Origin of the sequence: Gordonia sp. CPCC 206044 (genome assembly GCF_048537895.1) — a bacterium.
Taxonomy (GTDB): Bacteria; Actinomycetota; Actinomycetes; order Mycobacteriales; family Mycobacteriaceae; genus Gordonia.
This window is the reverse complement of record NZ_JBCLVL010000021.1, coordinates 1-24,995: the sequence shown is the minus strand read 5'-3', so window position 1 is coordinate 24,995 and position 24,995 is coordinate 1. Positions and strand designations below refer to the sequence as shown.

The following is a 24,995-nucleotide window of genomic DNA, read 5'->3' as shown; positions in this document are numbered from 1 at the left end:
CGGGGCATGTCCGGTGATGAGGACGTGGTCATTCGACCGCCCCGTGTGTTGACCGACGTCGACTCGATGACGAGCGAACGCGCCAACCGCTGGTGGTGGGACCACGACGCGCAGAACTATCACGACGAGCACGGCGAGTTCCTAGGCACGTACGCCTCCGACGGCGATTTCGTCTGGTGCCCGGAACGTCTCCGGGAAGCCGACGTTGGCCTCCTCGGTGAGATCGCCGAGCGTGACGTCCTCGAGATCGGCTGCGGGTCTGCCCCATGCTCGCGTTGGCTCGCGGCCCACGGTGCGCGGGTCGTCGGAATCGATCTGTCCCGGCGGATGCTGGGAATCGGCCTCGCGGCGATGGACGCCGACACCCGGCGCGTTCCGTTGGTCCAGGCGAACGCCGAGAACCTGCCCTTCGCCGACGCATCCTTCGACATCGCGTGCTCGGCCTTCGGCGCGGTGCCCTTCGTCGCCGACTCAGCGCAGGTGATGGCGGAGGTCGCGAGGGTGTTACGTCCCGGTGGACGTTGGGTTTTCGCAGTGAACCATCCGATGCGGTGGATGTTCCTCGACGATCCGGGCCCAGACGGCCTGACCGTCCGCATCCCCTATTTCGACCGCACCCCGTACACCGAGGTCGACGACGCCGGCACCATCACCTACGTCGAACACCACCGCACCATCGGTGATCGGGTACGTGAGATCCGTTCCGCCGGATTGATTCTCGACGACATCGTGGAACCCGAATGGCCGGAAGGGTTCACCCAGGAGTGGGGACAGTGGAGTCCGTTCCGCGGCCAGTACTTCCCCGGCACCGCCATCTTCTGCTGCAGCAAACCTACCTGAAGCGGAGTCCGGTCACAGGAGTTTCGAGAGGAAGGCGCGGGTGCGTTCCTGCTGCGGATTCGCCAGCGTCGCTCGGGGATCACCGCGTTCGACGACGACGCCGTCGTCCATGAAGGCCAGTTGGTCGGCGACCTCACGGGCGAAACCCATCTCGTGGGTGACAACGATCATCGTCATGCCGGATTCGGCGAGTTCACGCATCACCCCCAGCACCTCCCCGACCAATTCCGGATCGAGCGCCGAGGTCGGTTCGTCGAACAACATCAATTTCGGATCCATGGCCAGGGCGCGGGCGATGGCCACGCGTTGCTGCTGCCCACCCGATAATTGCGCCGGATAGGTGTCCGTCTTGTCGGCGAGCCCGACACGGTCCAGCAGGTGCCGGGCCCTTTCGATCGCCTCGCTCTTCTTCTGCTTCTTGACCTGTGTCGGCGCCTCGATGATGTTCTCCAGCGCAGTGCGATGCGGGAACAGGTTGAAGTGCTGGAACACCATTCCGATGTCCCGACGTTGTCGAGCCGCGTCCTTGGCGCTCATCTCGTACAGCTTGTCGCCGCGTTCGCGATACCCGATGAGGTCGCCGTCGACGTAGAGTCGCCCCGCGTTGACGATCTCCAGGTGATTCACACAGCGCAAGAACGTCGACTTGCCCGAACCCGAAGGCCCGATCAGACACAGCACCTCACCGCGACCCACCTCGAGCGAAACACCTTTGAGCACATCGAGATGTCCGAAACTCTTCCAGACCCGGTCGGCCACCACCATCGGGCTCTCAGCGGCGCTCATCGCTCTCCCCCTCCACCGCGACGCCGCTGCCCAACGGCGCATTCTGCGCTGCGGCAAGAGCTTTGAGCTGCCGGGCGGTCATCTGACGGCTGGCCCCCTTCGAGTAGTGACGCTCCAGGTAGAACTGCCCCACCATCAGCACGCTCGTCACGACGAGGTACCAGGTCGACGCAACCATCAGCAACGGGATCGGCTGGAAGTTCACCCCGGAGATGTCCCGGGCCCTCCCGTAGAGTTCCAGGCTGAACGGGACCGCGGCCACCAGGCTGGTGGTCTTGAGCATGCTGATCAGTTCGTTGCCGGTCGGCGGGATGATCACGCGCATCGCCTGCGGGAGCACGGTCCGACGCATCGTCTGACTCCACGACATACCGAGCGCGACCGATGCCTCACTCTGCCCTTCGCCGACCGAGGACACGCCGGCCCGGACGATCTCGGCCATGTAGGCGGCCTCGTTGAGGGCCAGACCGACGACCGCGAACAGGAATGCGGCGTTCCAATCCTGGATGTCGAAGTGCACGAACTGAACCGAGAACGGAATGCCGAGGTCGATCTGCTTGTAGATCGACGGGAACAGGCCCCAGAACACCAATTGCACGTACACCGGTGTGCCACGGAAGATCCAGAGGTAGACCCATGCGGTGTAGCGCAGCACCGGATTCGGCGACAACCGCATCACCGCCAGCACCACGCCGAGGATGATCGCGATGATCATCGCCAGGACGGTCAACGCCAAGGTGTATCCGACACCGGAAAGGATGCGGTTGTCGAACAGGTACTTGGCGTAAGTGTCCCAGCGGTACGCGCCGTTGGTGGCCGCACCGTAGACGAACAGGACCACCACGATCACCACGACGGCCGCGGCGATCCATTGACCGGGATGGCGCAGAGGAACGGCCTTGATCGGTGTCGGCTCGTGCCTGCCCGGCTCGTGCCTGCCCGGTTCGTGCTTGTCTGGGTCCTTCGCAGCCGAGTCGGTCGGGCCGGTCACGTCGTCAGCTCACCGCGCCGTTGATGACCGCGGTCGGGATCGTGCCGGCCTGCACGCCCCAATGCTCGGCGATCTCGCGATACTGGCCGTTGTCGATCAGATGCTGCACGGCCTGACGTAAAGCCTCTGCCAGCGGCGAACCCTTCTTGACGGGGTAACCGTACGGCGCCGACGCGAAGACCGGGCCCGCCGGTTCGAGGGCGCCCTCGGACTTCTTGATCGCGTAGGCGGTCACCGGAGAATCGGCCGACATCGCGTCGACCTTGCCCAGCACCAACGCATTGACCGCCTCGTCCTGGGAGTCGAACTTGACCTTGGTGATCGCGGGTTTGCCCGCATCGGTGCACGCCTTGCTCTTGGCGGGCACCTCGTCGGTGTCCTCGACCGTGGTCGCCTGCACCGCGACCCGCTTGCCACAGGCATTGTTCGGGTCGATACCGGCGCCCTTCTGCTGGGCCCATTGGACACCCGCGCTGTAATAGGTCACGAAGTCGACCTGCTTTTCGCGTTCCTCGGAGTCGGTGAACGACGACATCCCCACGTCGTAGGTGCCCTGCTGTACGGCCGGGATGATCTTGTCGAACTCCGACTCCTTGAACTCCGGCGTCACACCGATCACCTGGCCGATTGCCGTCATCAGATCGACATCGAAACCGATGATCTCGCCGCTCGAACTCTTGAACTCGTTCGGCGAGTACGGCACGTTCACGCCGACGGTCAGCGTCCCCGAATCGCGGACGTCGGCAGGCACCGCAGCCGCGATGTCGTCGACCTTCGCCACCTCCAGATTGATCGGACCGACGTCCCCGGACGAACTGCTCTCGTCGTCGGTGTTCGAGCACCCCGACAATGCCAGGGCCAGCATCGCGACCAGCGCGACGAGCACCGCACCAATTCGAGACGACTTCGCAGACCGCATCACACACCCCATCCGTAAACCCGACATCACGTCGAACCTACTTCCTGACAGGGGATTCCACCGGGTGGTTACCAGAGATTTACCGGGCCCCCGGGCGCCGTCAGCCGAGTTCTGCGATGACCTCGTCGGTGAACCGGGCGGTCGAGGCGGTGCCACCGAGATCCGCGGTGGCGATCGATCGTGCGAACGCCGCGGCCACGGCGGCCTCGATGGCCTCGGCCGCGGCGACGAGGCCCGGACGGCTCACGGCGTCACCGTGTTGTCGGAGCGCCATCGCGGTGGAGAGGATGATCGCGGCCGGGTTCGCCACGCCGCGACCGGCGATGTCCGGCGCCGCACCGTGCGTGGCCTGCGCCATGACCTTGGTGTCCGAACAGTTCACCGACGCCGCGATTCCCAGCGAACCCGCGAGTTCGCCGGCGAGGTCCGAGAGGATGTCGCCGAAGAGATTCTCGGTGACGACCACATCGAAGTCGGCAGGTCGCCGGACCAGGTGCGCCGCCATCGCATCGACGTGCTGTTCGTCGACATCGACGTCCGGAAAGTCTTGGGCCACCACACGACACACGTCTCGGAACAGCCCCGTCGTCAACCGCAACACGTTGGCCTTGTGCACGATCGTCACTCTCGACGACCGTTGGCGTGCCGCCTCGAACGCGACTCGCGCAATGCGCTCGGACGCCGCACGCGTCACCATCCCGACGGCCAACGCCACATCCGGGGTCGGCATGAACTCCCCGCTGCCGGCGAACATGTTGCGGTCGGCGTAGAGCCCCTCGGTGTTCTCCCGCACGATCAGCACGTCGATGTCCGGCGCGGTCGCCCGCACGCCCGGAAATGCCCGCGCCGGACGCAGGTTGGCGAACAATCCGTAGCGTGACCGGATCACCGCGCCGGGAGTGCGCGCCGCGTGCGGCGGTGGATAGCTCGCCGAGTCGTGCGGCCCCAGAATCCAGAGGTCCAGGTCGTCGAGCGCACGCAGCGTGTCGTCGGGGACGGGATCGCCGTGCGATTCGATCGCAGCACGTCCGAACGGCAATTCCACCCATTGCAGCGACACCCCGGGGCCGCGTGCGGCAGCCTCGGCCACGGCCACCGCGGCCGGGACGATCTCCGGTCCGATCCCGTCGCCGGCAAGGACTCCGACCCGGACCGGCGACTCCGACATCAGTGCGCCGCGTCGTCCCAGGACCGCCCGAAGCCGACCGAAACCTCCAGCGGCACCGAGAGAGTGATGGCGTTGCCCATCTCCTCACGGACCAGCGTCTCGACGGTGTCGCTCTCGCCCGTGGCGACCTCGACGACGAGTTCGTCGTGCACCTGCAGCAGCATGCGTGACCGAAGCGCCTCTGCCGCAATCCGTTTCTGCACGTTGATCATCGCCACCTTGATGATGTCTGCCGCGGTGCCCTGGATGGGGGCGTTGAGTGCCATCCGCTCGGCGGATTGTCGACGCTGCCAATTGTCACTGTTGAGATCGGGCAGATAGCGCCGGCGGCCGAACAACGTTGCCGTGTACTCGTTTCGGCGTGCCTCGTCGACCACGTTGTGCAGATAATCGCGAACGCCGCCGAAGCGGGCGAAGTACGCCTCCATCTGTTCCTTGGCCTCGTCTCGGCTGATCTTGAGCTGGGCCGCGAGACCGAAAGCGCTCAACCCGTACGCCAGACCGTAGGACATCGCCTTGACCCGATGCCGCATCTCTGTGGTGACCTCGTCGATCGGTACGCCGAAGGCGCGGGAGCCGACGAAATTGTGCAGATCCTCACCGGTGTTGAACGCTTCGATCAGACCCGCGTCCTCGGACAGATGCGCCATGATGCGCATCTCGATCTGGCTGTAGTCAGCCGTCATCAAGCACTCGTAGCCGGCGCCCGGCACATCCGAACCGCTCGCCCCGCCCACCACGAACCCGTGGCGGATCTGCCGTCCCGCGGCGGTACGCACCGGGATGTTCTGCAGGTTGGGATCGGTCGACGACAAGCGACCGGTCGCGGCGATCGTCTGATTGAAAGTGGTGTGGACGCGGCCGTCGTCGGCCACCGACTTGAGCAGACCGTCCACGGTCACCTTCAGTCGCGTCGCGTCACGATGCTCGAGCAGGTGCGCCAGGAACGGATGTTCGGTCTTCTCGTACAGGCCCTGCAGCGCATCGGCGTCGGTCGTGTAGCCCGTCTTGGTCTTCTTGGTCTTGGGCATGTCGAGCTTGTCGAACAGCACCGTCTGCAACTGTTTCGGCGAGCCGAGGTTGATCTGTTCCCCGATGACCTCGTAGGCTGCGTCGGCCGCAGTCCGAATACGTTGCGCGAAATCGGCTTCCAACTCGTGGAAGTGGTCGACGTCCACCGCGATACCGACCGCCTCCAGCTCGGCGAGCACGAAGGTCAGCGGCAGCTCCATCTCGGTGAGCAGCGGTTTGGAATCGATCCGGTCGAGCTCGGTGTCGAGGGTGTCGGCGAGTTCGGCGACCGCTTGGGCTTCGAGCATCTGATGCTCGGCGTGTCTGGCGTCGCCGGCGTCCTCGTCGAGCAGCGACATCTGGCCGTCTCCGGGGCCGTCGTCGGCACGTAGTTCCCGACGCAGATAACGCAGGGCGAGATCGTCGAGGTTGAACGTCCGCTGTCCCGGACGCACCAGGTACGCGGCGAGCGACGTGTCGCTCGTGACACCGCCGAGGGTCCATCCTCGAGCGCGCACCGCATGCACCGCCCACTTCGCCTCGTGCACGGCCTTGGGCCGTTCGGGGTCGGCCAACCACGCCGCCAACGCCTGCTCGTCATCGACGTCGAGGGTCGTGACGTCGGCGTAGGCGGAGGAACCGTCGGCGCCGGCGATCGCCAGTCCGGTGGCATCGGCACCGACGACGACGTGCGGCGCCGTGACCGCAACTCCACTGCGTCCGGTCGCGGTGTGCTCGTCGAGCCATCCGCGCACGGCACCCGGCGCGAGTACCGTCCCGTTCAACTCGAAACCCGATTCCGCCTCCGGCTCAACCGAACTCAACGTCGAGAACAGGCGGTCGCGCAGCACCCGGAACTCCAGGTCGTCGAACAGCTGATGGATCCGATCCCGGTCCCACCCGACCATGGCCAGGTCGTCCGGCCCGGCCGGAAGCTGCATGTCGCGCACCAGCTCGGTGAGCTGTCGGTTGGTCTGCACCGACGCCAGGTGCGCACGCAGTGCGTCACCCACCTTGCCCTTCACCTCGTCGACGTGATCGACCAGTCCGGCGAGGGACCCGTATTCCCGAATCCACTTCGACGCGGTCTTCTCCCCCACCCCCGGGATGCCGGGGAGATTGTCACTCGGGTCGCCGCGCAGAGCCGCGTAGTCGGGATACTGCCGTGGTGTGAGGCCGTACTTCTTCTCGACCTCTTCCGGCGTGAACCGGGTCAGATCGGACACGCCCTTGCGCGGGTAGAGCACCGTCACCGAGTCGTCGACCAGTTGCAGCGAGTCGCGGTCGCCGGTCACCACCAGCACTCGGAAGCCCTCGGCCTCGGCCTGCGTGGCCAGGGTGGCGATGATGTCGTCGGCCTCGTAGCCCTCGATCGCCATGACCTGCACGCCGAGCGCGTCGAGCACCTCCTTGGTGAGATCCACCTGACCGTTGAACTCGTCCGGCGACTTCGATCGCTGCGCCTTGTAGTCCGGGAACATCTCCGAACGGAAGGTCTTGCGGGAGACGTCGAAGGCCGCGGCGATGTGGGTCGGCTCCTCGTCTCGCAACAGATTGATCAGCATCGAGGTGAAGCCGTAGACCGCGTTGGTGGTCTGGCCGGTGGCGGTCTTGAAGTTCTCTGCCGGCAGGGCGAAGAACGCCCGATAGGCCAGGGAGTGGCCGTCGAGCAGCATCAGGGTCGGTCGCCCGTCCTGGCCTGCTGACTTCTTCGCGGGTGCTGTCGAACTCTTCGCGGGACTCACCCGTGCGAGTCTAGTGACCCGACCCGACAACACGGTGAGGTGTGCATTCGTCCGAGCCGACCGGTCAGCCGCGGCGATACATCGGCCACACCCTGGGGCCGTCGAACGGCAGCGTGACCTCGGCGGTCACCTCGAATCCGAAACGCTCGTAGAGCGGGATGTTCACCTCGTTGGAGCTCTCCAGATACGCAGGCCCGTCCACCCGGTCGACGCCGGTCGTGAGCAACGCGGTGCCCACGCCCATGCCGTGTACCGCGGCACCGACCTGACCCAGATACCAGTGCGGCTCCTTGGGGCGATGCTTGGCGAACTCCGTCTCCAGGATCATCCCTCGCCGCACCTTCCCGCGCAGGGCCCGCACGAATCCCCACACCGACCCGAACTGTTGCCGGGGCGACATCCGGGCCCCGGGCGGATCCCACACCGCGGCACCCACCGCAGAACCGTCCAGAAACGCCACATCGGCGCAGGCGGCCGGACCGTGCACCCACCGCACCAGGGTGGCGAAGAGCAGTTTGTCGGCAGACGGATCGGGATTGACCCAGCGCGTGACCGGGTCGTCGGCGAATGCCTGGGCCAGCAGAGTGCTCACCAGATCCAGGTCGCGGCTCGGGGCGGTTACGATGCGCGGCACCATGACCAGAGCCTACCGACCCGTCCGGCAGAGCCGAAGGGTCTCGGACTGATCAGGCGACGCCCAGATAGGCCTCGCGAACAGCGTCGTCGACGAGCAGGTCGCGACCCGCACCCTCCTTGGTGATCACCCCTGTCTCCAGGATGTAGCCGCGCGTGGAGCGGCTCAGCGCCTGCTGGGCGTTCTGCTCCACCAGCAGAATCGTGGTGCCCTCGGCGTTGATCTGCGCGATGATGCGAAAGATCTGTTGGATCACCATGGGCGCCAACCCCATCGACGGTTCGTCCAGCAGCAGCAGCCTGGGGCGGGCCATCAACGCACGACCGATCGCCAGCATCTGCTGCTCACCACCGGACATGGTGCCCCCGAACTGTTTCCGACGCTCACCGAGACGGGGAAACAGGTCGAAGACGTGGTCGAGAGCATCACGGTAGTCGGACTTGGACGTGAATTTTCTCCCGTAGCAGCCCATGTCGAGGTTCTCCAGGACGGTCATCCCGGGAAAGATGCGACGCCCTTCCGGCACCTGGATGATGCCGCGCTTCACACGTTCGTGCGGGGCGAGACCGGAGATCGACTCACCGTTGAACAAGACCTCGCCGCTGGTGAGCCGGTTCAACCCCGAGATTCCACGCATGGTGGTCGACTTGCCCGCACCGTTGGCTCCGAGCAGCGTCACGAGTTCCCCGTCGCCGACATGCAGCGAGATACCGTGCAGCGCCCGGATACGGCCGTAGTGGACGACGACGTCACGAAGTTCCAGGATCGGTGTCGGCGCCGCCGGTTCGTCGGGCGTCGCCGATTGCGGGTCAGGCACTTTCGTCATCGGGGACCCCCAGGTAGGCGGCGATGACCGCCGGATTGTCGCGGACTTCCTTCGGGCTGCCCTCGGCGATCTTGCGGCCGAACTCGAGCACCACGATGCGGTCGGTCACACCCATCACCAACCGCATGTCGTGTTCGATCAGCAGCACGGTGTAGCCGTCGTCGCGGATCTTCTGGATCAGCCCCATCAGTGCGGTCTTCTCACTCGGATTGAAGCCGGCGGCCGGTTCGTCGAGGCACAACAACTTCGGCTCGGTGGCCAGTGCGCGGGCGATCTCGAGTCGACGCTGATCGCCGTAGGGCAGATTCGACGCCTTCTCGGCGGCGCGGGCGCCGATTCCGACGAACTCGAGCAGCGCCATACCGCGCTCCGCCGCGTCTCGTTCCTCGCGGTAGAGGCGCGGGGTGCGGAAGATGCTGCCGAACACCGAGGTCTTGTGACGGGCGTCGGTGCCCACACAGACGTTCTCCAGCGCGGTCATCTCACCCCAGAGCCGCACGTTCTGGAAAGTGCGGGCGATGCCGAGACGGGTGATCTTGTGTTGCTTGATCTTTCCCAGGCGTGCACCGTCGAAGGTGACGGTGCCGCGGGTGGGTCGATAGACACCGGTGATGGCATTGAAGCATGTGGTCTTGCCTGCCCCGTTGGGGCCGATCAGTCCGAGGATCTCGCCACGCCGGATGTCGAAGCTGACATCGTCGAGGGCGGCCAACCCGCCGAACTCGACGGTCAACCCCTCGACCGAGAGCAGGGACTCGCCGGTCGCGGTGGCGATGTCACGCTGGGGTGCAACGACTTCCGCAACAGCCTCCGGATCGGCGAGATCCGGGTCGATCGCGGCGGTGTCGACGATCGCGGTGGCCTGCGGGTCGGCGACGGCTTCGGCGATCTGTTCGGTGTGGTCGGGAACCTCGTAGTCGGGAACCTCGTGGTCGGTGCCCGACGATTCGTCGGGCTGCTCGCCGGATTCCGGGGGATGTGTCACGCCGCCTCCTCACGAGTCGACGGCGCAGCCGGGGTCCGTTTGACCGCTCCGTAGATCTTTCGGCCAAAGGTGATCAGGCGCGCCCGTGCCGGGAACAGTCCCTGCGGACGGAAGATCATCAACACCACGAGCGCGAGACCGAAGAACAGGTACTTGAACTCACTCAACGACTGTCCGCCGATTTCCACGCCCTGCACCCGAGCCGGGAGGTAGACGATGAGGAAAGCGCCGGCGATGACCCCGAGCTTGTTGCCCTGGCCACCGAGCACCACCGCGCACAGGAACAGCATGGAGTTGATGACGGTGAACGCCTTCGGGTCGACGTACTGCACCTGACCTGCGTAGACCGCACCGGAGAGGCCGCCGATCCCGGCGCCGATCACAAACGCCCACAACTTGTACTTGAAGGTCGGCACACCCATGATCTCGGCGGCGTCCTCGTCTTCGCGGATCGCCACCCAGGAACGGCCGACACGACTGCGTTCGAGGTTGCCGATGATGATCAGCACCAAGATCACCAGCACGATTCCCAGCCAGTACCACCAGACACCGTAGTTGAGGGTGTCGGAGTTGTTCGCGCTGGAGAACACCCCGTCCGGATGTTTGTCGGAGGTGCCGAGTTCGGGGAACAGCACCCCTTGCAGACCGGACGCCCCGTTGGTGATGTCGCCGAGATTGTCCGCGAGCAGACGCACGATCTCACCGAAACCGAGGGTGACGATGGCCAGGTAGTCGCCGCGGACGCGCAACGTCGGCGTGCCCAGGATGAGACCGGTGATCCCGGTGATCACGATGGCCAGCGGGACACACGCAAGCCATGCCCACGGGCCGGAGAAGATGCCGTGATCGGTGCTGCCCCACAGCGGGCTCGCCGGACTGGTCAACAACGCGACGACGTAGGCGCCGACCGCGTAGAAGCCCACATAGCCGAGGTCGAGCAGACCTGTCTGACCGACGACCACGTTGAGGCCGATGGCGATCAACGCGGTCATCGCGAAGGTCGCCATCACCACTCCGAAATCGGTTGCGGTGGTGGTGATCAACGGCGGGTTGAGTACCGGGAGCAACGCGATCACGATGATCGCCGGCACCCCGACGAGCCATTGCGCGACACGCGGCAGCCCGTTCCACCACGTACGGATGGCGTCTCCGACTCCGCGCGGTTCCGGCGCGTTCGGGTCCTCGAGCTCCGAGGGTCCGGACAGAGGTCGATCAGTCGTCATACCCTTGCCTTCCCGAGTTTCTCGCCGAGAATGCCCGTCGGGCGGAACATCAGCACCAGGATCAGCAGGACAAAGGCGACGACGTCACGCCACTGGTTGCCGAGCACCACCGATCCATAGTTTTCCATGACGCCGAGCAGAAGTCCGCCGAGAAGTGCACCGCGAACGTTTCCGATACCGCCGAGGACCGCGGCGCAGAACGCCTTGATCCCGAGGATGAAGCCGCCGTAGTAGACGATGTTGGTCGGCACCCGCAACGTGTAGAGCAGGGCGGCGGCGCCGGCCAGCAGACCACCGATCAGGAACGTGACGGTGATGATGCGCTCGCGGGACACACCCATCAGCAACGCCGCGTCGGGGTCCTGTGCCACCGACTGGATGCCACGGCCCAGTCGGGTGCGGTTGACCAGGTAGTCGGTGCCGAGCGCAAGAACCAACGCGGAGATGATGATGATCAGCGTCAGGTTGTAGACCGGCGCGCCGAACAGGCTGAACTCCTCGACCGGCTGCACCAGCCGGATGGTCGGCTGGGCACTCGACCCGCCCAACGGCGGATCGATGGGCAGTTTCGGGAGCACGTAGTGCACGAACTCCTGCAGCACGAAAGACATGCCGATCGCAGTGATCAGGAACGCCAACGGTTTGGCTCGTCGGCGACGTAGCGGCCGATAGGCGACGAACTCCAAACCCACTGCGGCGCCCCCGGATACGGCCATTCCGCATAGACCCGCGAGGAGCAGGTACAGAATCGTCATGACCGTGCCCTCGGAGTAGGTGTTACCCGACGGACCGAACCCGAGCAGAAGCAGACCGATGTACTGCCCGAACATGCCGAGCATGAACACTTCGGAGTGCGCGAAGTTGATGAGGCGCAGAACGCCGTAGACCAGGGTGTACCCAACGGCGACCAGCGCGTAGATCGCGCCGTAGGTCAACCCCTCGATCGTCAGACCCCAGAAACCGTCCTTGAGCGCACCGAGATCGAATCCGATGGTCGAGGCCACGGCCGTCGTCTCGGCCAACGAGTACCCGATCATGCGTGCCTTTCAGCCACAGAAATCCCCCAGAGACCACGATGCGTCCGGGCTCATGTGCCCGGACGCACCGTGTTCGTCGTGTCCTACTTGACTTCGTAAACCCAGATCAGCGACGAGGTCAGCTCACCGGTCGGAGTCCACTCGTACTCGCGGGCAAGGCCCGGTCCCTTGTACGAGCTGACGTAGGAGAGCAGTTCGGGGCGGGTGCGCTTGCCCTCGGTGATCCCCTTCATCAGGATCGACGCGAGGTCGTATGCCTCGACCGAGTAGACACCCGGCGCCTGCTTGAACGCGCTCTGGTAGTTCGACTTGAACTGCGACGGCGCCGGACCACACGGGCACGACAGGATCGCCCCCTTCGCACTGTCGCCGGCCTGCGCGGTGAACTGCGGGTCGTTGGCGCCGTCACCGGAGACGAATGTCGCCTCCGAGCCTGCGGTCTTCAACTGCTGAGCCAGCGGGGCGGCCTCGGCGTAATAGCCGGAATAGAAGATCGCGTCCGGGTTGGCGGCGGTGACCTTGGAGATGATGGCCGAGAACTCCCGATCGCCCTTCTTGACGTCGCCGGAGCAGTCGGCGTCGAAGGCCGAGCCGAGCGACTCGGTGATCGCTTCGGCAAGTCCCACACCGTAATCGGTGTCGTCCTTGATGACGCAGACCTTCTTGGCGCCCTTCGCGCCGGTCAGGTATTTGGCGACCGCGGGTCCCTGCACGTCGTCGTTGGCCAGACCGCGGAAGAACGTCTTCCAGCCGTTGTCGGTCAAGGTCGGGTTGGTGGCCGAGGCGGTCACCGACACGAGGCCGGCCTGGTTGAAGATTCCGCCGGTGGCCTTGGTCTCACCGGAGAACGCCGGTCCGATCAACCCGACGATGGCGTCGTCGTTGACGATCTGCGGCGCGACCTGCGTGGCCTTCTGCGGATCACCTTCGGTGTCGAAGGGCTTGAGCACGATCTGGCAGTTCGGATTCGCCTTGTTGTGCTGATCGACGGCGAGTTGGGCGCCATTCTTGATGTTGATGCCGAGAGCCGCGTCGGCTCCGGTGAGCGCACCGGCCATGGCGATGGTGGTCTGTGGGCACTGGGCCTTGCCGTCACCCGCCGGGTCGAGTGCTGCCGACTCAGAGGTCGGTTTCACCTCGTTGCCCTGGGTGTCGATCTGCGCGAGGGGCGCGATCTCCAGACCGGAACTGGCAGCGGCGGATCCGCTGGTACCCGATTCGGAACCGGAGTCGCTGGACTTACTGCTACACGCGGACACGGCCAGGACACTCGCGAGTGCCACCGCGAGGGCACCGGTCGCCATACGACGATGCATGCTCATACCTCTTCGTTTCCCACCCACCCGGCGCGGGCGCCGAGAGGCCTGCTGAGGAGACCTCCGAAAAACATAGACCGAATCACCCGCCTGCGCGCTGTATTGACAGCAAATGCGCACGACGTCGCGGGCCGTGTTTTCACAGATTTAACGAGTCCCCCGAGATCCGGGATGAGTGGGCGCGCAGGATCACTCGGTCGGGCCGAGAGTCTCCACGACGACTTGCGCGACCGCCTTCATGGTGGTGCGACGATCCATCGCGGCACGCTGAATCCACTTGAACGCCTCGGGTTCCGAGAGCGACTGCTTTTCCATCAGCAGACCTTTTGCGCGTTCGACGAGTTTGCGCGTCTCGAGACGGTCGGCCATGGTGGCCACCTCCTTCTCGAGCGCGGCGACCTCGTTGTACCGGCTCACCGCCACCTCGATGGCCGGCACCAGATCGGCCTTGGTGAACGGTTTGACGAGATAGGCCATGGCGCCCGCATCGCGGGCCTGCTCGATGAACTCGCGTTGGCTGAACGCCGTCAACATCACCACCGCGGCGAGCTTCTTGCGCGCGATCTCCGACGCCGCGTCGATCCCGTCGCGAACGGGCATCTTGACGTCCATGATCACGAGGTCCGGAGACAGGCTCTCGGTGAGATCAACCGCCACCTGTCCGTTCGGCGCCTCGCCGACGACCTCGTACCCCTCCTCGCGGAGCATCTCGATCAGATCCATCCGGATCAGCGAATCGTCCTCGGCCACCAGCACCCGATGAGTCGTCGCCTGCCCTTCGGTCCGAACCTCGACGCCGTCTGCCACCGTCACCATCCCCTCCTCGCGATCGCACACTCCCGGCCCCGCGTCACCGCCGCGACCAGCACAATCCATCATGGACCGATGCGAGCAGAGTACCGGCTGGCCCGGCGCTCGGCCGATCATCTAAAGTAGACCTTCGCAGCTGCCCGACCACGTCGGCAGAAGCACTCGCCCTCGTAGCCCAATTGGCAGAGGCAACGGATTCAAAACCCGTCCAGTGTGAGTTCGAGTCTCACCGAGGGCACCAAGCCACCTGACCTGAAATACCAGGTCAGAGGCTATTTACAGGCCAGTCGCCAGTCCCGAGTCGGCCCCCGTGGGCACATTTTGGGCACACTTTGTCACGCGGGCATCGTGAGCGTCGGCCACGCTGTCGAGGTCGTCCGGGAACAGATCGGCGTACGTGTCGAGCGTCATCGTGGCGCTCTTGTGCCCGAGCATGCGTTGAACAACCTTGACGTTGGCCCCCGACGAGATCGCCAACGACGCCGCGCTATGTCGCAGATCGTGAGGTGTCACGCGAGGAAAATCCTCCGATTCAGCCTGACAACGGCCGACCGCCCCCGAGAACCACGTGTTCGCACCGGGCGACTTCGCATAGTGCCCGTACCGGTTCGCAAACACGATGTCGTCTCGCCCCTTGCCCTCGCACGCACGCGCCAGATACTCGGCGAGGAATCGCGGGAATGGCACCGATCGCTGCTCGTGGGTCTTGGGCGTGCCCACAACGATCTCTCCGCCGACGTTGACCGCGTTGCGTCGAACGTGCAGGCGTCGGCGCAACATGTCGACGTCGGCCACGTGCAAACCGGCGAGCTCACCCCATCGCAGCCCGCAGTAGGCGAGGACGAGGACCTTGGTGTTGTGCTCGCCCGCTTCCCGAGCCAGGTGCCACACCTGCCCGTCGGTCAAGTAGGCGCGAGCCCGAGCCGACTTGCGAGGCAACTTCACGCCACGCGCCGGATTGACCGTGATGAGCCGATCGGCGACCGCCTCATCGAGGATCTGCGCAAGCACCGAATGCGCTCGGATCACCGTGACCGGCCCACTGCGAGCAGCGAGGTCGGCCACCCACTGACTCACCGCACTGCGTTCGATGTCGCCGACGGCGACCACACTCCACCGGGGTTCGACATGCACGCGCCATGCCACTTCCGCCGAGCGCAGGCTCGAGGGTTTCAGGTGGCTCTGGCGTTGCAGCCAACCACCACCGCGATCGCCGACTGTTGCACGTCCGGCCGACGGCGCAACGTATGCGCCGGTCATCTTCGAGACCTCGACGGTGTTGGCAAACGCCGAGGCGTCACGCTTGGTTGTGAAACCGCGCTTCTTGGTCTGCTTTTGGTCAGGTGTCCGGTAGCGAACCATCCATCGTTTTGCGCCGGTTGATGTCTGGTATTGCTCAATTGTCGCCACGACGCTGCTCCCGGCTTGCTCTCCGTGCCATCTTCCGGCCCTCTTCGGCCATCTTTGCCCGCACCCATACCGGTTGCGATCGCATGCTCCAGTCGAGGTCGTAATCCACATCCGATGGGTCCGCGGTGTCGTCGTCCCCGACGATCCAGTTCCACAAGTCCCCCGCGTCGACCTCGCCAAGGCCGGTCGCACTGACCCGGTCGTCGATCACGTTCACGGCCGGCATCAACAGAGCCGCTGGCGCGCATCGCAGCGCAACCGACAAGGCCATCAGATCATCGACGTCGACGCGCCGATCGCCTTCCTCGATGCGCAGCAATCCCAGGGCGGCGATGGGTTTGCCGATGTTGCCGAGTCGCCTGACCATCTCGGCGCGGGTGAGGTTCTGACTCTCGCGGAGGCGTCTGACGTTGTCGGCGACGGTGCGGGCGGTGGCCCCCGGTTGATTCTTCGTTGCTGGCATGCAAACCAACTTATCATAATGATACTTTCCTGTTTCTTCTTGACTTCTTGTGGCGTCACGCGCATCGTCATGACTACGCACATCATTTCGAGCATTGTTGCGATCAGTTTGATACTCCAGGAGGCGTCGTGGACACCACTGACCGAGCACTCATCCCCGCCAACGAGATGAAGGAGCGGGTACCTGGCACCACTGATCAATCGTGGGCCACCATGCGCCACAAGGGAACTGGTCCCAAGTACGTGAAGTTGAACGGACGAATCTACTACCGTCATTCCGATCTCGACGAATGGATCGAGTCGAACGTGCGGCAGCGCACGGACGACAAACGTCCTCCGCCGCAAGGGAAGCGGCCCAGCAGCACCCGGCGTTCCCACCCCGGACAGCACGACTCAGGTGATGCCGCGTGAGTGTCGCGACGATCCGTTTGCGGCCGCACGGTCAGCCGATCGTGAACGCGGACTGTGCCGGGCTCATGTTCGGGGTGTCGGCGGACAGTCTCGCCGGGCTGCAGGTGGGCGGCCGGTGGCCGGCACTACTCGTCCGGCGTGGCCTGAAGCTCAGGAAAGAGTATGCCCGCGAGATGTGCATCGGGATTGAGGACATCGACGAGCTTGGGTTCCTCGCGCACTGCGCGCGGCGTCCCGGGGTCGCCCTGGTCGTCGAGGCACCCGACGGACAGCTCACCGTACTCGTCGAGGAACCGGGAGACGCCGAATGAGCACCGACCGCTACGCCGATCTCCGCGCTATCGAGGACTTGGGTCTCGGCTATCCGCCAGCCGACAGGACGCCCGAGTTGGTCGACGAACCCAGCCTCGACGGCGTGCTGGTGTCGTCGCTGGCCGATTGCCAAGACGACTGAATACAACCGCACCGCAACAACTTCAGGGACGCACGGGGAACCAAAGAGGGCACGCGGGGGTGCGGCTGGACTGGCGAAGGGGACGCCAGCACCAGCCCGCCACAAACCATCAACTCCGAACCACAGGAGTCATTCGTGATGATAGAGCAAGCCGACCCGTACCCACTCGTTCGTGCGTTCGTGCAGCGCGCGGTCGGTCCGTGTCACGGTGGCCCGGCACCTGCGGCCGGATCACCAGATTGGGCAGAGCTGCCCGATGATCACCCGGCGAAGTGGGCAGCGGTCCTCACCGCCGGCACATTGCAGGTGCTGCATCAGGAGCTCGACGCGATCGAGGCCCGCCGCCGCGCCACGAAACAGGCGGCCGTCGAGGTCTGCCAGGCGCAGGTCTGGGCGTCAGTGGCCAAACGGGTCCAGGAGCGTGACGAGTTCTACCGCGAGCATCCGTGGGCAAAGCGGACCGCCCGATGAGCGCGACGAACATTGTCCTGTTCGACCGTGACCGCGGCGAGGTTCACTCCGGTCAGGTCCGCATGGCACACCGGTTCGCGTACTGCTACGCCGACGAGTTGCTCTACGTACACGGGATCGGCTGGCACGTGTGGGACGGGCGGCGCTGGTCGCCGGATGACTCTGGAGCGGCCAGGCGAGCGGTCGTCGCGGTGCTGCGCCAAGGTCTGGCCGACACCGCGGGCATCGTCGACGACGACGCCAAACGTCTCCGCAAGGACGTGTCGCGGTGCGAATCGGCCAGCGGTATCGCTGGTGTCCTCGAGGTGGCCGGGTCGCTGGCGCCGATGGCTGCGGCCGCCCGTGAACTCGATCCGGACCCGTTTCTGCTCAACTGCCGCAACGGCACCCTCGACCTCCGCACCAACCAGCTATCAGCGCACAATCCGGCCGATCGCATCACGAAGTGCTGCGCGGCCGACTATGACCCGTTCGCCGTCAGCGGACTGTGGACGACGTTCCTCGAACGCGTGCTACCGAATCCCGACATCCGCGACTATCTGCAGCGACTCATCGGAGTATCGCTGCGCGGCAACGTGATCGAACACATTCTCGCGATCCTCACCGGCACCGGCGCCAACGGAAAATCCACGTTCTACGAAGCGATCTGCGGGGCGCTGGGCGACTACGCTTCCACGGCTGAACCGGATCTGTTCATGCACCGCCAAGGCGCGCATCCGACCGGCGAAATGGACCTTCAAGGCCGGCGCCTGGTTGTGGTATCGGAGTCCGACCGCGACCGTCGCCTCGCCGAGGCCACCGTCAAACGGCTCACGGGCGGCGATCGTATCCGCGCCCGACGGATGCGGGAGAACTTCGTCGAGTTCGCCCCGTCGCACACGCCGCTGCTGATCACCAACCACCTACCCAAGGTGTCGGCCGACGACCCGGCCGTGTGGCGGCGTCTGCGCGTCATCCCGTTCGACGTCGAGATCCCCGGGCCCGAGCGGGACAAGACGCTGCACGACCGCCTACAGCAGGAGCACACGGCGGTGCTCGCGTGGGCGGTGGCCGGACACGCCGCCTATCAACGCCGTGGCGACCTCGACGAGCCCGACGGGGTCCTGGCGGCCACGGACCGCTACCGCACCGACAGCGACGCTGTGGCACGGTTTATCGCCGATCGCTGCGTCACGACCAGTCCGGCGCTGAAGGCCACCACGAGCCAGCTGCACGCGGAGTGGGCACGCTGGGCGGTCGAGGACGGCTCCGAACCCATGAGCCAGCGAGGGTTTGGACTCGCGCTCGACCGGCTCGGCTACCCGGTTACCTCACGCACAACTGCCGGCCGTTGGCGCGACGGAATCGCCCTTCTGGAGATGACGCATGACGCAAATGACGCATGAAAGGTATGACGCTACGCGCGCGCACACTATGAGTTCATACTTTCGGTGCGTCATCTGCGTCATAGACAGCAAGAACCCCCAGGTCACAGCACCGAAAGGGGAATGACGCATGAGCATCGGCCCCGACGACGAGCTCCGCGGGTGGTCATTCCTCGACGACGCCGCTTCCGTCGACCTGGGTGACGTCGGCTCTGCGGGCTACACCCTCGCCGAGGCGATCCGTTCTGACGGCGAGCGCCGCCTCTGGATCGTCGACGAACTCGTCGTCGGTAGCCCTGACGCCGACCACGGCGCCCGCCAACCACCGCCCCACGAGGAACTCGGCCCGCTGCCGGCCGACTGGCGAGATGCGATCGACGACGCGCCGCTTCGCTGCGGCGCTCCGTGCGCGGACGGTCGAGGCCCCTGTCGCATCGTCGTCAGCGCCCCCGGACATCGATGCCACTGGCACCGGACCTCGACGCGCCAACAACACAGGAGAACACCATGATCGCGTTGCACGGGCTCACCACCGACGACCACCGACGTGCGGCGGTGTTGCTCAAGCACTTCGGCGACGGCAACGACGCCGGGGTCACAGCCATCGTCGACGAGATCGACGCCGACGACCGGGGCGGCCAGCTGCTGTTCGCTCTGCTGGTGCTGTTCGGCCACCTGCTGCCCGAACTCCGCACCAGCCGCGGACAGGAACTGCTGCGTCGCCACGTCGCGGCACGCGCCGCAGGCCACACACTCGACACCGAGGAACCGTGATGTCCGACGACGACGAGCGTCCCCTCGCCGAGGTGCATCGCGAACTGCGCGTGCAGCGCGCGGCCGCACAGCTCGCCATCCACGGCACCACAGGCAACGCGGCCGGGTTCAACATGGCCGCCAACGACCTGTTCCTCGCGGGGATGCGCGCACCAGACGGGTTCTGGCAATCACTGTTCTGGGCCCTGTCGCACGTCGTCGCCTACCCCGACACCATCCGCGATCACCTACTCGCGCTGCACTCGATCCCCGACGACGGTGATTGAACCGATCAGCGGTGTACTCGTGGACGTCGACGACGCCCACGAGCTGGTACGCGTCATCGACGCTTACGGTCAGCTGCTCGCCGAGTCGCACAGGCGGCCGTCGGCCCGGTTGACCGCACTGCGCGACCGGTTATCTCGCGCCGAAACTCGCGTGACACGCCGAAACACTCCCGCTGGCGCGAGAAAACCTGGCAGCCAACAGGATTCGGAGGCACCATCCGTCTATGACGTCATCGACACCGGCCAAGCCGCCGCACTTCTCGGCATCACCGCCGACGGTGTCCGAGACCTCGCCCGCAGAGGCCGCATCCCGGCCCGCAAGATCGGTGGCCGCTGGTGCCTCGACGCCGCCGCAGTCTCCGCCCGCTCCACCCGATAACGCGACACGCCTGCCCGGCATCGAACTCGTCAAGACCGGCGTCTGGGAGATCTCCACCGGCATCTGGACCGTCACCCCGGCCGACCTCCGTTCGGCCGTCGACGCCCACCGCGCCGGTGTGCTGCGGAAGCCGGTCATCAAACTCGGGCATGTCGATCCTCGGTTCGACGGCGACCCGGCATACGGCTTCGTCGACAACCTCGCGCTGGCCGACGCCGGACACACCCTTCGCGGCGACCTCATCCTGCCGGGCTGGCTCGCCGACGCCGCCCCGATGTCCTATCCCGACCGCAGTGTCGAGGCGCTCATCGACTACACCGACGGCGACGGCCGTGCGTGGCCGCTGATCCTGTCGGCAGTCGCGCTACTGGGCGCCACCCCGCCCGGTATCGACGACCTCACGTCGCTGCAACACACCGTCACCGCCGCCAGCAGCGGCCAGGTCATCGTGCTCGCATCGCATGTCCCCGATCCCCACCGCCGCGTCCGTGTCATCGCGGCCGCCCGCCGCCAACGCGGCAGAAAGAAGGTCTGAATGTCTACCACGATCACGAATCCTCGTACGTACAAGCCAGGTTCGGATGTGACCTGCCAGGCGACCGCCGCGGTCACCAGCCGCCACCTCGTCGCGATCTCCGGTGACCGCGCCGCCCGCGGCAACATTGCCGTGGCGCCCGCGACTGCCGGTGGCCGGATCTTCGGTGTCGCGGTCACCGACGCCGACACCGACCACCTGGTGACCGTCGCCCGCGACGGCATCGTGCTCGTCACTGCCGGCGCCACCGTCAACGCCGGAGACGACGTCGAAGTCGGCGCGAACGCGACCGTCATCCCCAACACCGACGGAGTCGTGATCGGCCAAGCCGTCGCCACCGCCACCGCAGGCTCCGACGCCGAAATCGCTTTGCGCTGAAAGGAACCCCCCTATCATGACGTTCAGCTCACTGATGCCCGACCTCAACGGCCGGGAAATCACCGTCGACTACGCACTCAAGAACGTGTCCCGCACACTGGGACCGCAGATCGCGCAACTCACCGAATCGCAACTGTTGCTGCCCAGGTTCTTTCGGCCATACGGGCGGCCCGTCGAAGGTGGTGGCCTGCTGTACACCACCGTCAACGCGTCGGACTTCTACTCATCCGACGTCGAGGAACGCCAACCCGGCGCCGAGTTCCGGGTCGTCGAAGGCGTCGACCCCGACCCGCACCTCGCCAAGGTGCGCCAGTGGGGCGGAAAATTCAAGATCACCGACGAGCAGATCCGGCGCAACGATATCTCGTACCTGGATCAGCAGACGACCCAGTTGGCCAACACCATCGCCCGGAAACTCGACAACCACGCCTACCAGATCCTCGACGACAGCATCAACGCGATCATCTACAGCGGCGAGGGCTGGAGCAAGTTGGTGATCGACGGCCCCGCCGACTCCATCACCCCTTCATCCTTGCGGCCACCGGCCCATCTGTCGCAGGCGCAGTTGCAGGCCGACCTGGAAGAACTCGCCGTCATCCACGACCTGATGGTCGTCCACCCCAACGAAGCGCACTCGTTACGATCCGCCTACGGTGACCGCCTCGACGACATGCTCACCTCGGCCGGCGTCCGCATGGTGTCCAACCCCCGCGTCACGCCAGGCGTGGTCTGGGTGTGCGCAGAACAACAGGTCGGCACCGTCGGATTCGAGGACCCGCTGACCGTCGAGGTCTACGACGACCGCGCCACCCGGTCCCGCTGGGTACAAGGATTCGCGTCCCCCGCACTCGCCCTCGACCGCCCATACGCCGCCAAGAAGATCCACCTTCTCGACGACATGTTCCCGCCGGAAAACCCTTGACCCCGGTGCCGGGGCCTGAGACCTTCCCCGGCCCGGATCTCTTCCCAGGAGGTGGGAAACGATGAGCGACCCCGACCAGAAAGCAGAGCCCGCCATGGCAGACGACACCACCAGCCCCACACCACAGTTCGCGCGCTGGACCGACGACCAAGCCGCGCGACTCTACGACCTACTCGGGCTGCCACTCGACGGCAGCGTCACCGCCGACGACATCCTCGCCGTCATCGAATCGTTGGTCGCCCAGGAAACCACACCCGACCAGCAGACCAGCGGCACCGCAGCAGCCACCGCCGCAGCCGCCCGTCTCGGCCTGGAAGTAATCGACCGCGACTCACTCGCCGCGCTCCGCACCGAAGCCGACGAAGCACGAACCGTCAAAGCACAAGCGGCACAAGCAAAGATCGAGGGCACCGTCCAGGCCGCGGTCGCCAAGGGCAAAATCCCACCCGCGCGCGCACACCACTGGATCGAACTCATCGCCGCCGACCCCACCATGGCCGACACGCTGGCCGCCATTCCGAACGAAACCGCAGTCCCCATGAACGAGATCGGGCACGGCGACGGTCGAGAACTCGCCGAACCGGCCGTCTGGTTCTACCCCACACCAGCCACCACCACCCCAACCGACGGCCAATTCAGAACCTGACCACGAACGTGCCGACACACCGCACCCACGTGCCCGCTGCCTGAGCACGCCAGCGACGTCGGCCCCTGGGAGACCCGCACGGGCGGCACACCACGGGCACCTGCCACCACGCGGACGATCTCCCACCACACGGTGGCTCCCGACCCCGCACATGTCAGATGCTCCAGGCCGGGAGCCACCGCCCCCTTCGAAATCCTGAGACCCCCCCAATGTCTGACTCCGCTGGTAGTCAGGGATTTTTTTCGCGGAACCTGCGATTATCGGTGCAGATCCGGTCGTCGATCGCAGGTTTCGGCCGCGTATGTGCTGCTCGCGGCCGAGATCGGGCCGCAGATTACCGTTTCGGCCCGGAACCGGTTCGTCGTCGGATACGGTGTCGCTACTTGGCATGGCATGGCGAAAGCAAAGGGCACCGATCAGTGGGTTGCCCCCGTCGCGAGAGGAAATGCTATGTCCGAGTTCGATCACACCGAGTTCTGTGGGACGCACGGCCGCCCGTGTCAGGGTCCGCCCGACGATCAGCGCTACCCGCTGTCCCAGCCGCCTGGTATGGCGGTGCAGGAGGCTCTCGACGAGCTGCCTGAGGGTGTGCCGTGGTGCCGAGTTCAGCAGCGGGCCATGGAACTGGCTGGCTGACCGGGTAACCGGTCTGGACCTTCTCTGTGGTGGACGGCCTCGACGCGACCCGGTGTCGGGGCCGCCTGCCGTGGGTGAGGCGTTACTCGCCGGAGGCGGAGGGGAGGTCCCGATGCCGGGTCACGGTGACGTGCTCGGGTAGAGGCTGGTCGAGGTTCTGTTCGGCCGCTTCCGCTTCCTGCGCGATCAGCACCGCCACATCATCGCGTCGTTCGCGAGCCGGGGCGTCATTCTGAGATAACCCAAGATCTTGGGTTATCTGGCACCGACCGGTGCCCTTTGGGTCGGCCATCGTCTCCTCCCTCCTCGTCAGTCGAACTGATGTCCGTCGGGTGGAGATCAGCCCCTTCGAAGCCCGGTGCGGGATCGCAGGGACGCGTGCCCGCCAGGATGAACGGGCGACCGTGTCCGCTGGGATGCCCCTGAGGGCATCAGACCCGCACCGGGCCCGGAAAGGAGGTCAATGGACGATGTCCACCACCCGCTGCAGCACTCTAGCGGCGTCTACCGACAACCACCGAATATCGCCGTCAGAGGGCGTCGTCAGTTCGGACTCGGAGCGGCCGGTCTGGGTCTGCGCCGTCGGGGTCGACGAGGTTTGCCATGGCGATGAGTCGCGCCGCGACATGGCGTGCTTCGTCCGGAGTCAGCGACAGTTCAGCGTCGTCGAGGTCGGCCGGCGAGCCCTGGATCTGCAGATGCATGCTGATCTGAGGCAGCCGGTGGTGGTCGCGTCTCCCGGCCACGCCCACGGTGGAGGCCCAGCGGTACCACGTGCCGTCATGCTCTTCGCGGTGCGTGCCTTCCAACGTGAGCACGGTGTAGTCGGCCGAGTGTGCCCAGCAGGAGTCGTCGATGACCCACTCAGCGTGCCCTTCACACCATTCGGCACAGTCGGCAGTTCGGGCCAGATGATGGGTTCTCAGTTCGGTGGTCATGGCCCGATCCGATCACAAGCGTGGCCAGATCCGCGACGGTGTTCGCTGCGCGCGAAGAACTCACGCCGCCGAGTGAAGCGGCGCGGGCTCGGAAACGGCGAGCGAGGGTGCTCGCGCCGAAGGCTGCGGAGAAGAAGGGCGGCAGACCGAAGAAGGGAGAAGGCAAAACCGGTGAAAAATTAGCACCGGTTTCGAGCCGCAAGACTCGGGACGTGGCCGCGAAGGGGACCGGCTATTCAGGGCCGACTCTGGACAAGGTCGACGCGGTCGTCGAGGCTGCCGCATCCGAGAGTGCGCCCGAGCCTGTCCGGACCGCAGCCCGTGAAGCGGCCACTGAGATGTGATGCCACCGGCAAAGGGTCGGACTTCAGTTCCGACCCCCCTGTTCGTACCGCGGCCTTGTGGGCACATTTTGGGCACACTTTGCACGAAAACCGGTCTATCCGAGAGTATCCAGGTGAAGCCATATACCCAGGTCAGAACCATTTCCAGCGTCCTGACCACACTCGATATTTGAGTTCGAGTCTCACCGAGGGCACCACGAAACCCCTGTTCAGCAGGGGTTTCTTTGTTTCTGCCTCAGTTCCGAATGTTCGGGTTAATGGCCAAAATGTGTGTATGGCTGTCGGCGTGTCTTGGTCGGGTTAGCGTGATCGTC

Annotated in this window: 32 protein-coding genes and 1 tRNA gene; 17 read left to right on the top strand and 16 right to left on the bottom strand. The window is 65.5% G+C overall.

All coding sequences use genetic code 11. The annotated features are described in order from the left end of the window. Window positions 1-6: 6 nt before the first annotated feature. Window positions 7-840, top strand: coding sequence for a class I SAM-dependent methyltransferase (locus AAFP35_RS24130; RefSeq protein WP_419224212.1), 834 nt, complete (start codon window positions 7-9; stop codon window positions 838-840). A gap of 12 nt (window positions 841-852) precedes the next feature. On the opposite strand, the gene AAFP35_RS24125 is transcribed toward AAFP35_RS24130, so the two are convergent. The 12 genes from AAFP35_RS24125 to AAFP35_RS24070 all read right to left on the bottom strand — a co-directional run bounded on the left by AAFP35_RS24125 (window position 853) and on the right by AAFP35_RS24070 (window position 14,297). Continuing rightward, the gene (locus AAFP35_RS24125) at window positions 853-1,626 is read right to left on the bottom strand and encodes an amino acid ABC transporter ATP-binding protein (RefSeq protein WP_419224211.1); all 774 of its coding nucleotides are present in this window, start codon (window positions 1,624-1,626) and stop codon (window positions 853-855) included. Further along, entirely contained in the window at window positions 1,613-2,530 is a 918-nt protein-coding gene (locus AAFP35_RS24120) for an amino acid ABC transporter permease (RefSeq protein WP_419224275.1), read from the bottom strand. Before AAFP35_RS24120 ends, AAFP35_RS24125 begins: the two co-directional genes overlap by 14 nt. Window positions 2,531-2,621: 91 nt before the next feature. Continuing rightward, the gene (locus AAFP35_RS24115; RefSeq protein ID WP_419224210.1) at window positions 2,622-3,536 is read right to left on the bottom strand and encodes an ABC transporter substrate-binding protein; all 915 of its coding nucleotides are present in this window, start codon (window positions 3,534-3,536) and stop codon (window positions 2,622-2,624) included. 100 nt (window positions 3,537-3,636) lie between these two features. Continuing rightward, the gene (locus tag AAFP35_RS24110; RefSeq protein WP_419224209.1) at window positions 3,637-4,704 is read right to left on the bottom strand and encodes an isocitrate/isopropylmalate dehydrogenase family protein; all 1,068 of its coding nucleotides are present in this window, start codon (window positions 4,702-4,704) and stop codon (window positions 3,637-3,639) included. Further along, window positions 4,704-7,460 (bottom strand): DNA polymerase I, encoded by a 2,757-nt coding sequence (polA, locus tag AAFP35_RS24105; protein ID WP_419224208.1) that lies wholly within the window; start codon window positions 7,458-7,460, stop codon window positions 4,704-4,706. Before polA ends, AAFP35_RS24110 begins: the two co-directional genes overlap by 1 nt. 64 nt (window positions 7,461-7,524) lie before the next feature. Continuing rightward, entirely contained in the window at window positions 7,525-8,097 is a 573-nt protein-coding gene (locus AAFP35_RS24100; RefSeq protein ID WP_419224207.1) for a GNAT family N-acetyltransferase, read from the bottom strand. A 49-nt stretch (window positions 8,098-8,146) separates the two neighbouring features. Further along, window positions 8,147-8,920 carry an ABC transporter ATP-binding protein gene (locus tag AAFP35_RS24095; RefSeq protein WP_419224206.1) on the bottom strand — a complete coding sequence of 258 codons (774 nt, stop codon included), beginning with the start codon at window positions 8,918-8,920 and terminating at the stop codon, window positions 8,147-8,149. Next, entirely contained in the window at window positions 8,904-9,809 is a 906-nt protein-coding gene (locus AAFP35_RS24090) for an ABC transporter ATP-binding protein (protein ID WP_419224274.1), read from the bottom strand. The genes AAFP35_RS24095 and AAFP35_RS24090 overlap by 17 nt, the downstream gene beginning before the upstream one ends. A gap of 92 nt (window positions 9,810-9,901) precedes the next feature. After that, on the bottom strand, window positions 9,902-11,128 hold the full coding sequence (locus AAFP35_RS24085; protein WP_419224205.1) for a branched-chain amino acid ABC transporter permease: 1,227 nt from the start codon (window positions 11,126-11,128) through the stop codon (window positions 9,902-9,904). Then, the gene (locus AAFP35_RS24080) at window positions 11,125-12,165 is read right to left on the bottom strand and encodes a branched-chain amino acid ABC transporter permease (RefSeq protein ID WP_419224204.1); all 1,041 of its coding nucleotides are present in this window, start codon (window positions 12,163-12,165) and stop codon (window positions 11,125-11,127) included. The genes AAFP35_RS24085 and AAFP35_RS24080 overlap by 4 nt, the downstream gene beginning before the upstream one ends. 83 nt (window positions 12,166-12,248) lie before the next feature. Beyond that, entirely contained in the window at window positions 12,249-13,481 is a 1,233-nt protein-coding gene (locus AAFP35_RS24075; protein WP_419224273.1) for a branched-chain amino acid ABC transporter substrate-binding protein, read from the bottom strand. A gap of 189 nt (window positions 13,482-13,670) precedes the next feature. Then, entirely contained in the window at window positions 13,671-14,297 is a 627-nt protein-coding gene (locus AAFP35_RS24070) for an ANTAR domain-containing response regulator (protein ID WP_419224203.1), read from the bottom strand. A gap of 158 nt (window positions 14,298-14,455) precedes the next feature. On the opposite strand from AAFP35_RS24070, the gene AAFP35_RS24065 reads away from it, so the two are divergent. Beyond that, window positions 14,456-14,532 (top strand) — tRNA-Leu (locus AAFP35_RS24065). Between the two features lie 35 nt (window positions 14,533-14,567). Here the strand turns inward: AAFP35_RS24065 and AAFP35_RS24060 are convergent. Both AAFP35_RS24060 and AAFP35_RS24055 read right to left on the bottom strand, forming a co-directional pair. Beyond that, on the bottom strand, window positions 14,568-15,701 hold the full coding sequence (locus tag AAFP35_RS24060) for a tyrosine-type recombinase/integrase (protein ID WP_419224202.1): 1,134 nt from the start codon (window positions 15,699-15,701) through the stop codon (window positions 14,568-14,570). Further along, the gene (locus AAFP35_RS24055) at window positions 15,688-16,245 is read right to left on the bottom strand and encodes a helix-turn-helix domain-containing protein (protein WP_419224201.1); all 558 of its coding nucleotides are present in this window, start codon (window positions 16,243-16,245) and stop codon (window positions 15,688-15,690) included. The genes AAFP35_RS24060 and AAFP35_RS24055 overlap by 14 nt, the downstream gene beginning before the upstream one ends. Before the next feature lie 47 nt (window positions 16,246-16,292). Here AAFP35_RS24055 and AAFP35_RS24050 point away from each other — a divergent pair, with 47 nt between their 5' ends. From AAFP35_RS24050 to AAFP35_RS23985, 14 genes are all read left to right on the top strand, one after another. Further along, window positions 16,293-16,574: a helix-turn-helix transcriptional regulator gene (locus tag AAFP35_RS24050; RefSeq protein ID WP_419224200.1), complete on the top strand. Its 282-nt coding sequence runs from the start codon at window positions 16,293-16,295 to the stop codon at window positions 16,572-16,574. Continuing rightward, complete coding sequence (locus AAFP35_RS24045) at window positions 16,571-16,885, top strand: hypothetical protein (RefSeq protein ID WP_419224199.1); 315 nt, start codon at window positions 16,571-16,573, stop codon at window positions 16,883-16,885. The genes AAFP35_RS24050 and AAFP35_RS24045 overlap by 4 nt, the downstream gene beginning before the upstream one ends. Next, a complete protein-coding gene (locus tag AAFP35_RS24040) occupies window positions 16,882-17,028 on the top strand; it encodes a hypothetical protein (RefSeq protein WP_419224198.1) in 147 nt (48 codons plus the stop codon). The genes AAFP35_RS24045 and AAFP35_RS24040 overlap by 4 nt, the downstream gene beginning before the upstream one ends. Window positions 17,029-17,166: 138 nt before the next feature. Then, window positions 17,167-17,499, top strand: a complete 333-nt coding sequence (locus tag AAFP35_RS24035; protein ID WP_419224272.1) for a DUF2742 domain-containing protein — start codon at window positions 17,167-17,169, stop codon at window positions 17,497-17,499. Then, window positions 17,496-18,884, top strand: coding sequence for a DNA primase family protein (locus tag AAFP35_RS24030; RefSeq protein WP_419224197.1), 1,389 nt, complete (start codon window positions 17,496-17,498; stop codon window positions 18,882-18,884). The genes AAFP35_RS24035 and AAFP35_RS24030 overlap by 4 nt, the downstream gene beginning before the upstream one ends. 109 nt (window positions 18,885-18,993) lie before the next feature. Then, window positions 18,994-19,374, top strand: coding sequence for a hypothetical protein (locus AAFP35_RS24025; RefSeq protein WP_419224196.1), 381 nt, complete (start codon window positions 18,994-18,996; stop codon window positions 19,372-19,374). Beyond that, on the top strand, window positions 19,371-19,637 hold the full coding sequence (locus tag AAFP35_RS24020; RefSeq protein ID WP_419224195.1) for a hypothetical protein: 267 nt from the start codon (window positions 19,371-19,373) through the stop codon (window positions 19,635-19,637). The genes AAFP35_RS24025 and AAFP35_RS24020 overlap by 4 nt, the downstream gene beginning before the upstream one ends. Next, window positions 19,637-19,903, top strand: coding sequence for a hypothetical protein (locus tag AAFP35_RS24015; protein ID WP_419224194.1), 267 nt, complete (start codon window positions 19,637-19,639; stop codon window positions 19,901-19,903). The genes AAFP35_RS24020 and AAFP35_RS24015 overlap by 1 nt, the downstream gene beginning before the upstream one ends. Further along, entirely contained in the window at window positions 19,896-20,282 is a 387-nt protein-coding gene (locus tag AAFP35_RS24010; protein WP_419224193.1) for a helix-turn-helix domain-containing protein, read from the top strand. The genes AAFP35_RS24015 and AAFP35_RS24010 overlap by 8 nt, the downstream gene beginning before the upstream one ends. Then, window positions 20,230-20,817: a hypothetical protein gene (locus tag AAFP35_RS24005; RefSeq protein ID WP_419224192.1), complete on the top strand. Its 588-nt coding sequence runs from the start codon at window positions 20,230-20,232 to the stop codon at window positions 20,815-20,817. Before AAFP35_RS24010 ends, AAFP35_RS24005 begins: the two co-directional genes overlap by 53 nt. Next, on the top strand, window positions 20,818-21,195 hold the full coding sequence (locus AAFP35_RS24000; protein ID WP_419224191.1) for a capsid cement protein: 378 nt from the start codon (window positions 20,818-20,820) through the stop codon (window positions 21,193-21,195). 16 nt (window positions 21,196-21,211) lie between these two features. Beyond that, the gene (locus AAFP35_RS23995; RefSeq protein WP_419224190.1) at window positions 21,212-22,117 is read left to right on the top strand and encodes a major capsid protein; all 906 of its coding nucleotides are present in this window, start codon (window positions 21,212-21,214) and stop codon (window positions 22,115-22,117) included. Window positions 22,118-22,178: 61 nt separating this feature from the next. Then, window positions 22,179-22,763: a phage protease gene (locus tag AAFP35_RS23990; protein ID WP_419224189.1), complete on the top strand. Its 585-nt coding sequence runs from the start codon at window positions 22,179-22,181 to the stop codon at window positions 22,761-22,763. Window positions 22,764-23,213: 450 nt separating this feature from the next. Next, complete coding sequence (locus tag AAFP35_RS23985) at window positions 23,214-23,399, top strand: hypothetical protein (RefSeq protein ID WP_419224188.1); 186 nt, start codon at window positions 23,214-23,216, stop codon at window positions 23,397-23,399. Between the two features lie 82 nt (window positions 23,400-23,481). Here AAFP35_RS23985 and AAFP35_RS23980 read toward each other — a convergent pair whose 3' ends face one another. Both AAFP35_RS23980 and AAFP35_RS23975 read right to left on the bottom strand, forming a co-directional pair. Continuing rightward, entirely contained in the window at window positions 23,482-23,691 is a 210-nt protein-coding gene (locus tag AAFP35_RS23980) for a hypothetical protein (RefSeq protein ID WP_419224187.1), read from the bottom strand. A 238-nt stretch (window positions 23,692-23,929) separates the two neighbouring features. Then, window positions 23,930-24,337 (bottom strand): hypothetical protein, encoded by a 408-nt coding sequence (locus AAFP35_RS23975; RefSeq protein WP_419224186.1) that lies wholly within the window; start codon window positions 24,335-24,337, stop codon window positions 23,930-23,932. A 20-nt stretch (window positions 24,338-24,357) separates the two neighbouring features. Here AAFP35_RS23975 and AAFP35_RS23970 point away from each other — a divergent pair, with 20 nt between their 5' ends. Continuing rightward, on the top strand, window positions 24,358-24,681 hold the full coding sequence (locus AAFP35_RS23970; RefSeq protein ID WP_419224185.1) for a hypothetical protein: 324 nt from the start codon (window positions 24,358-24,360) through the stop codon (window positions 24,679-24,681). Window positions 24,682-24,995: the final 314 nt, after the last annotated feature.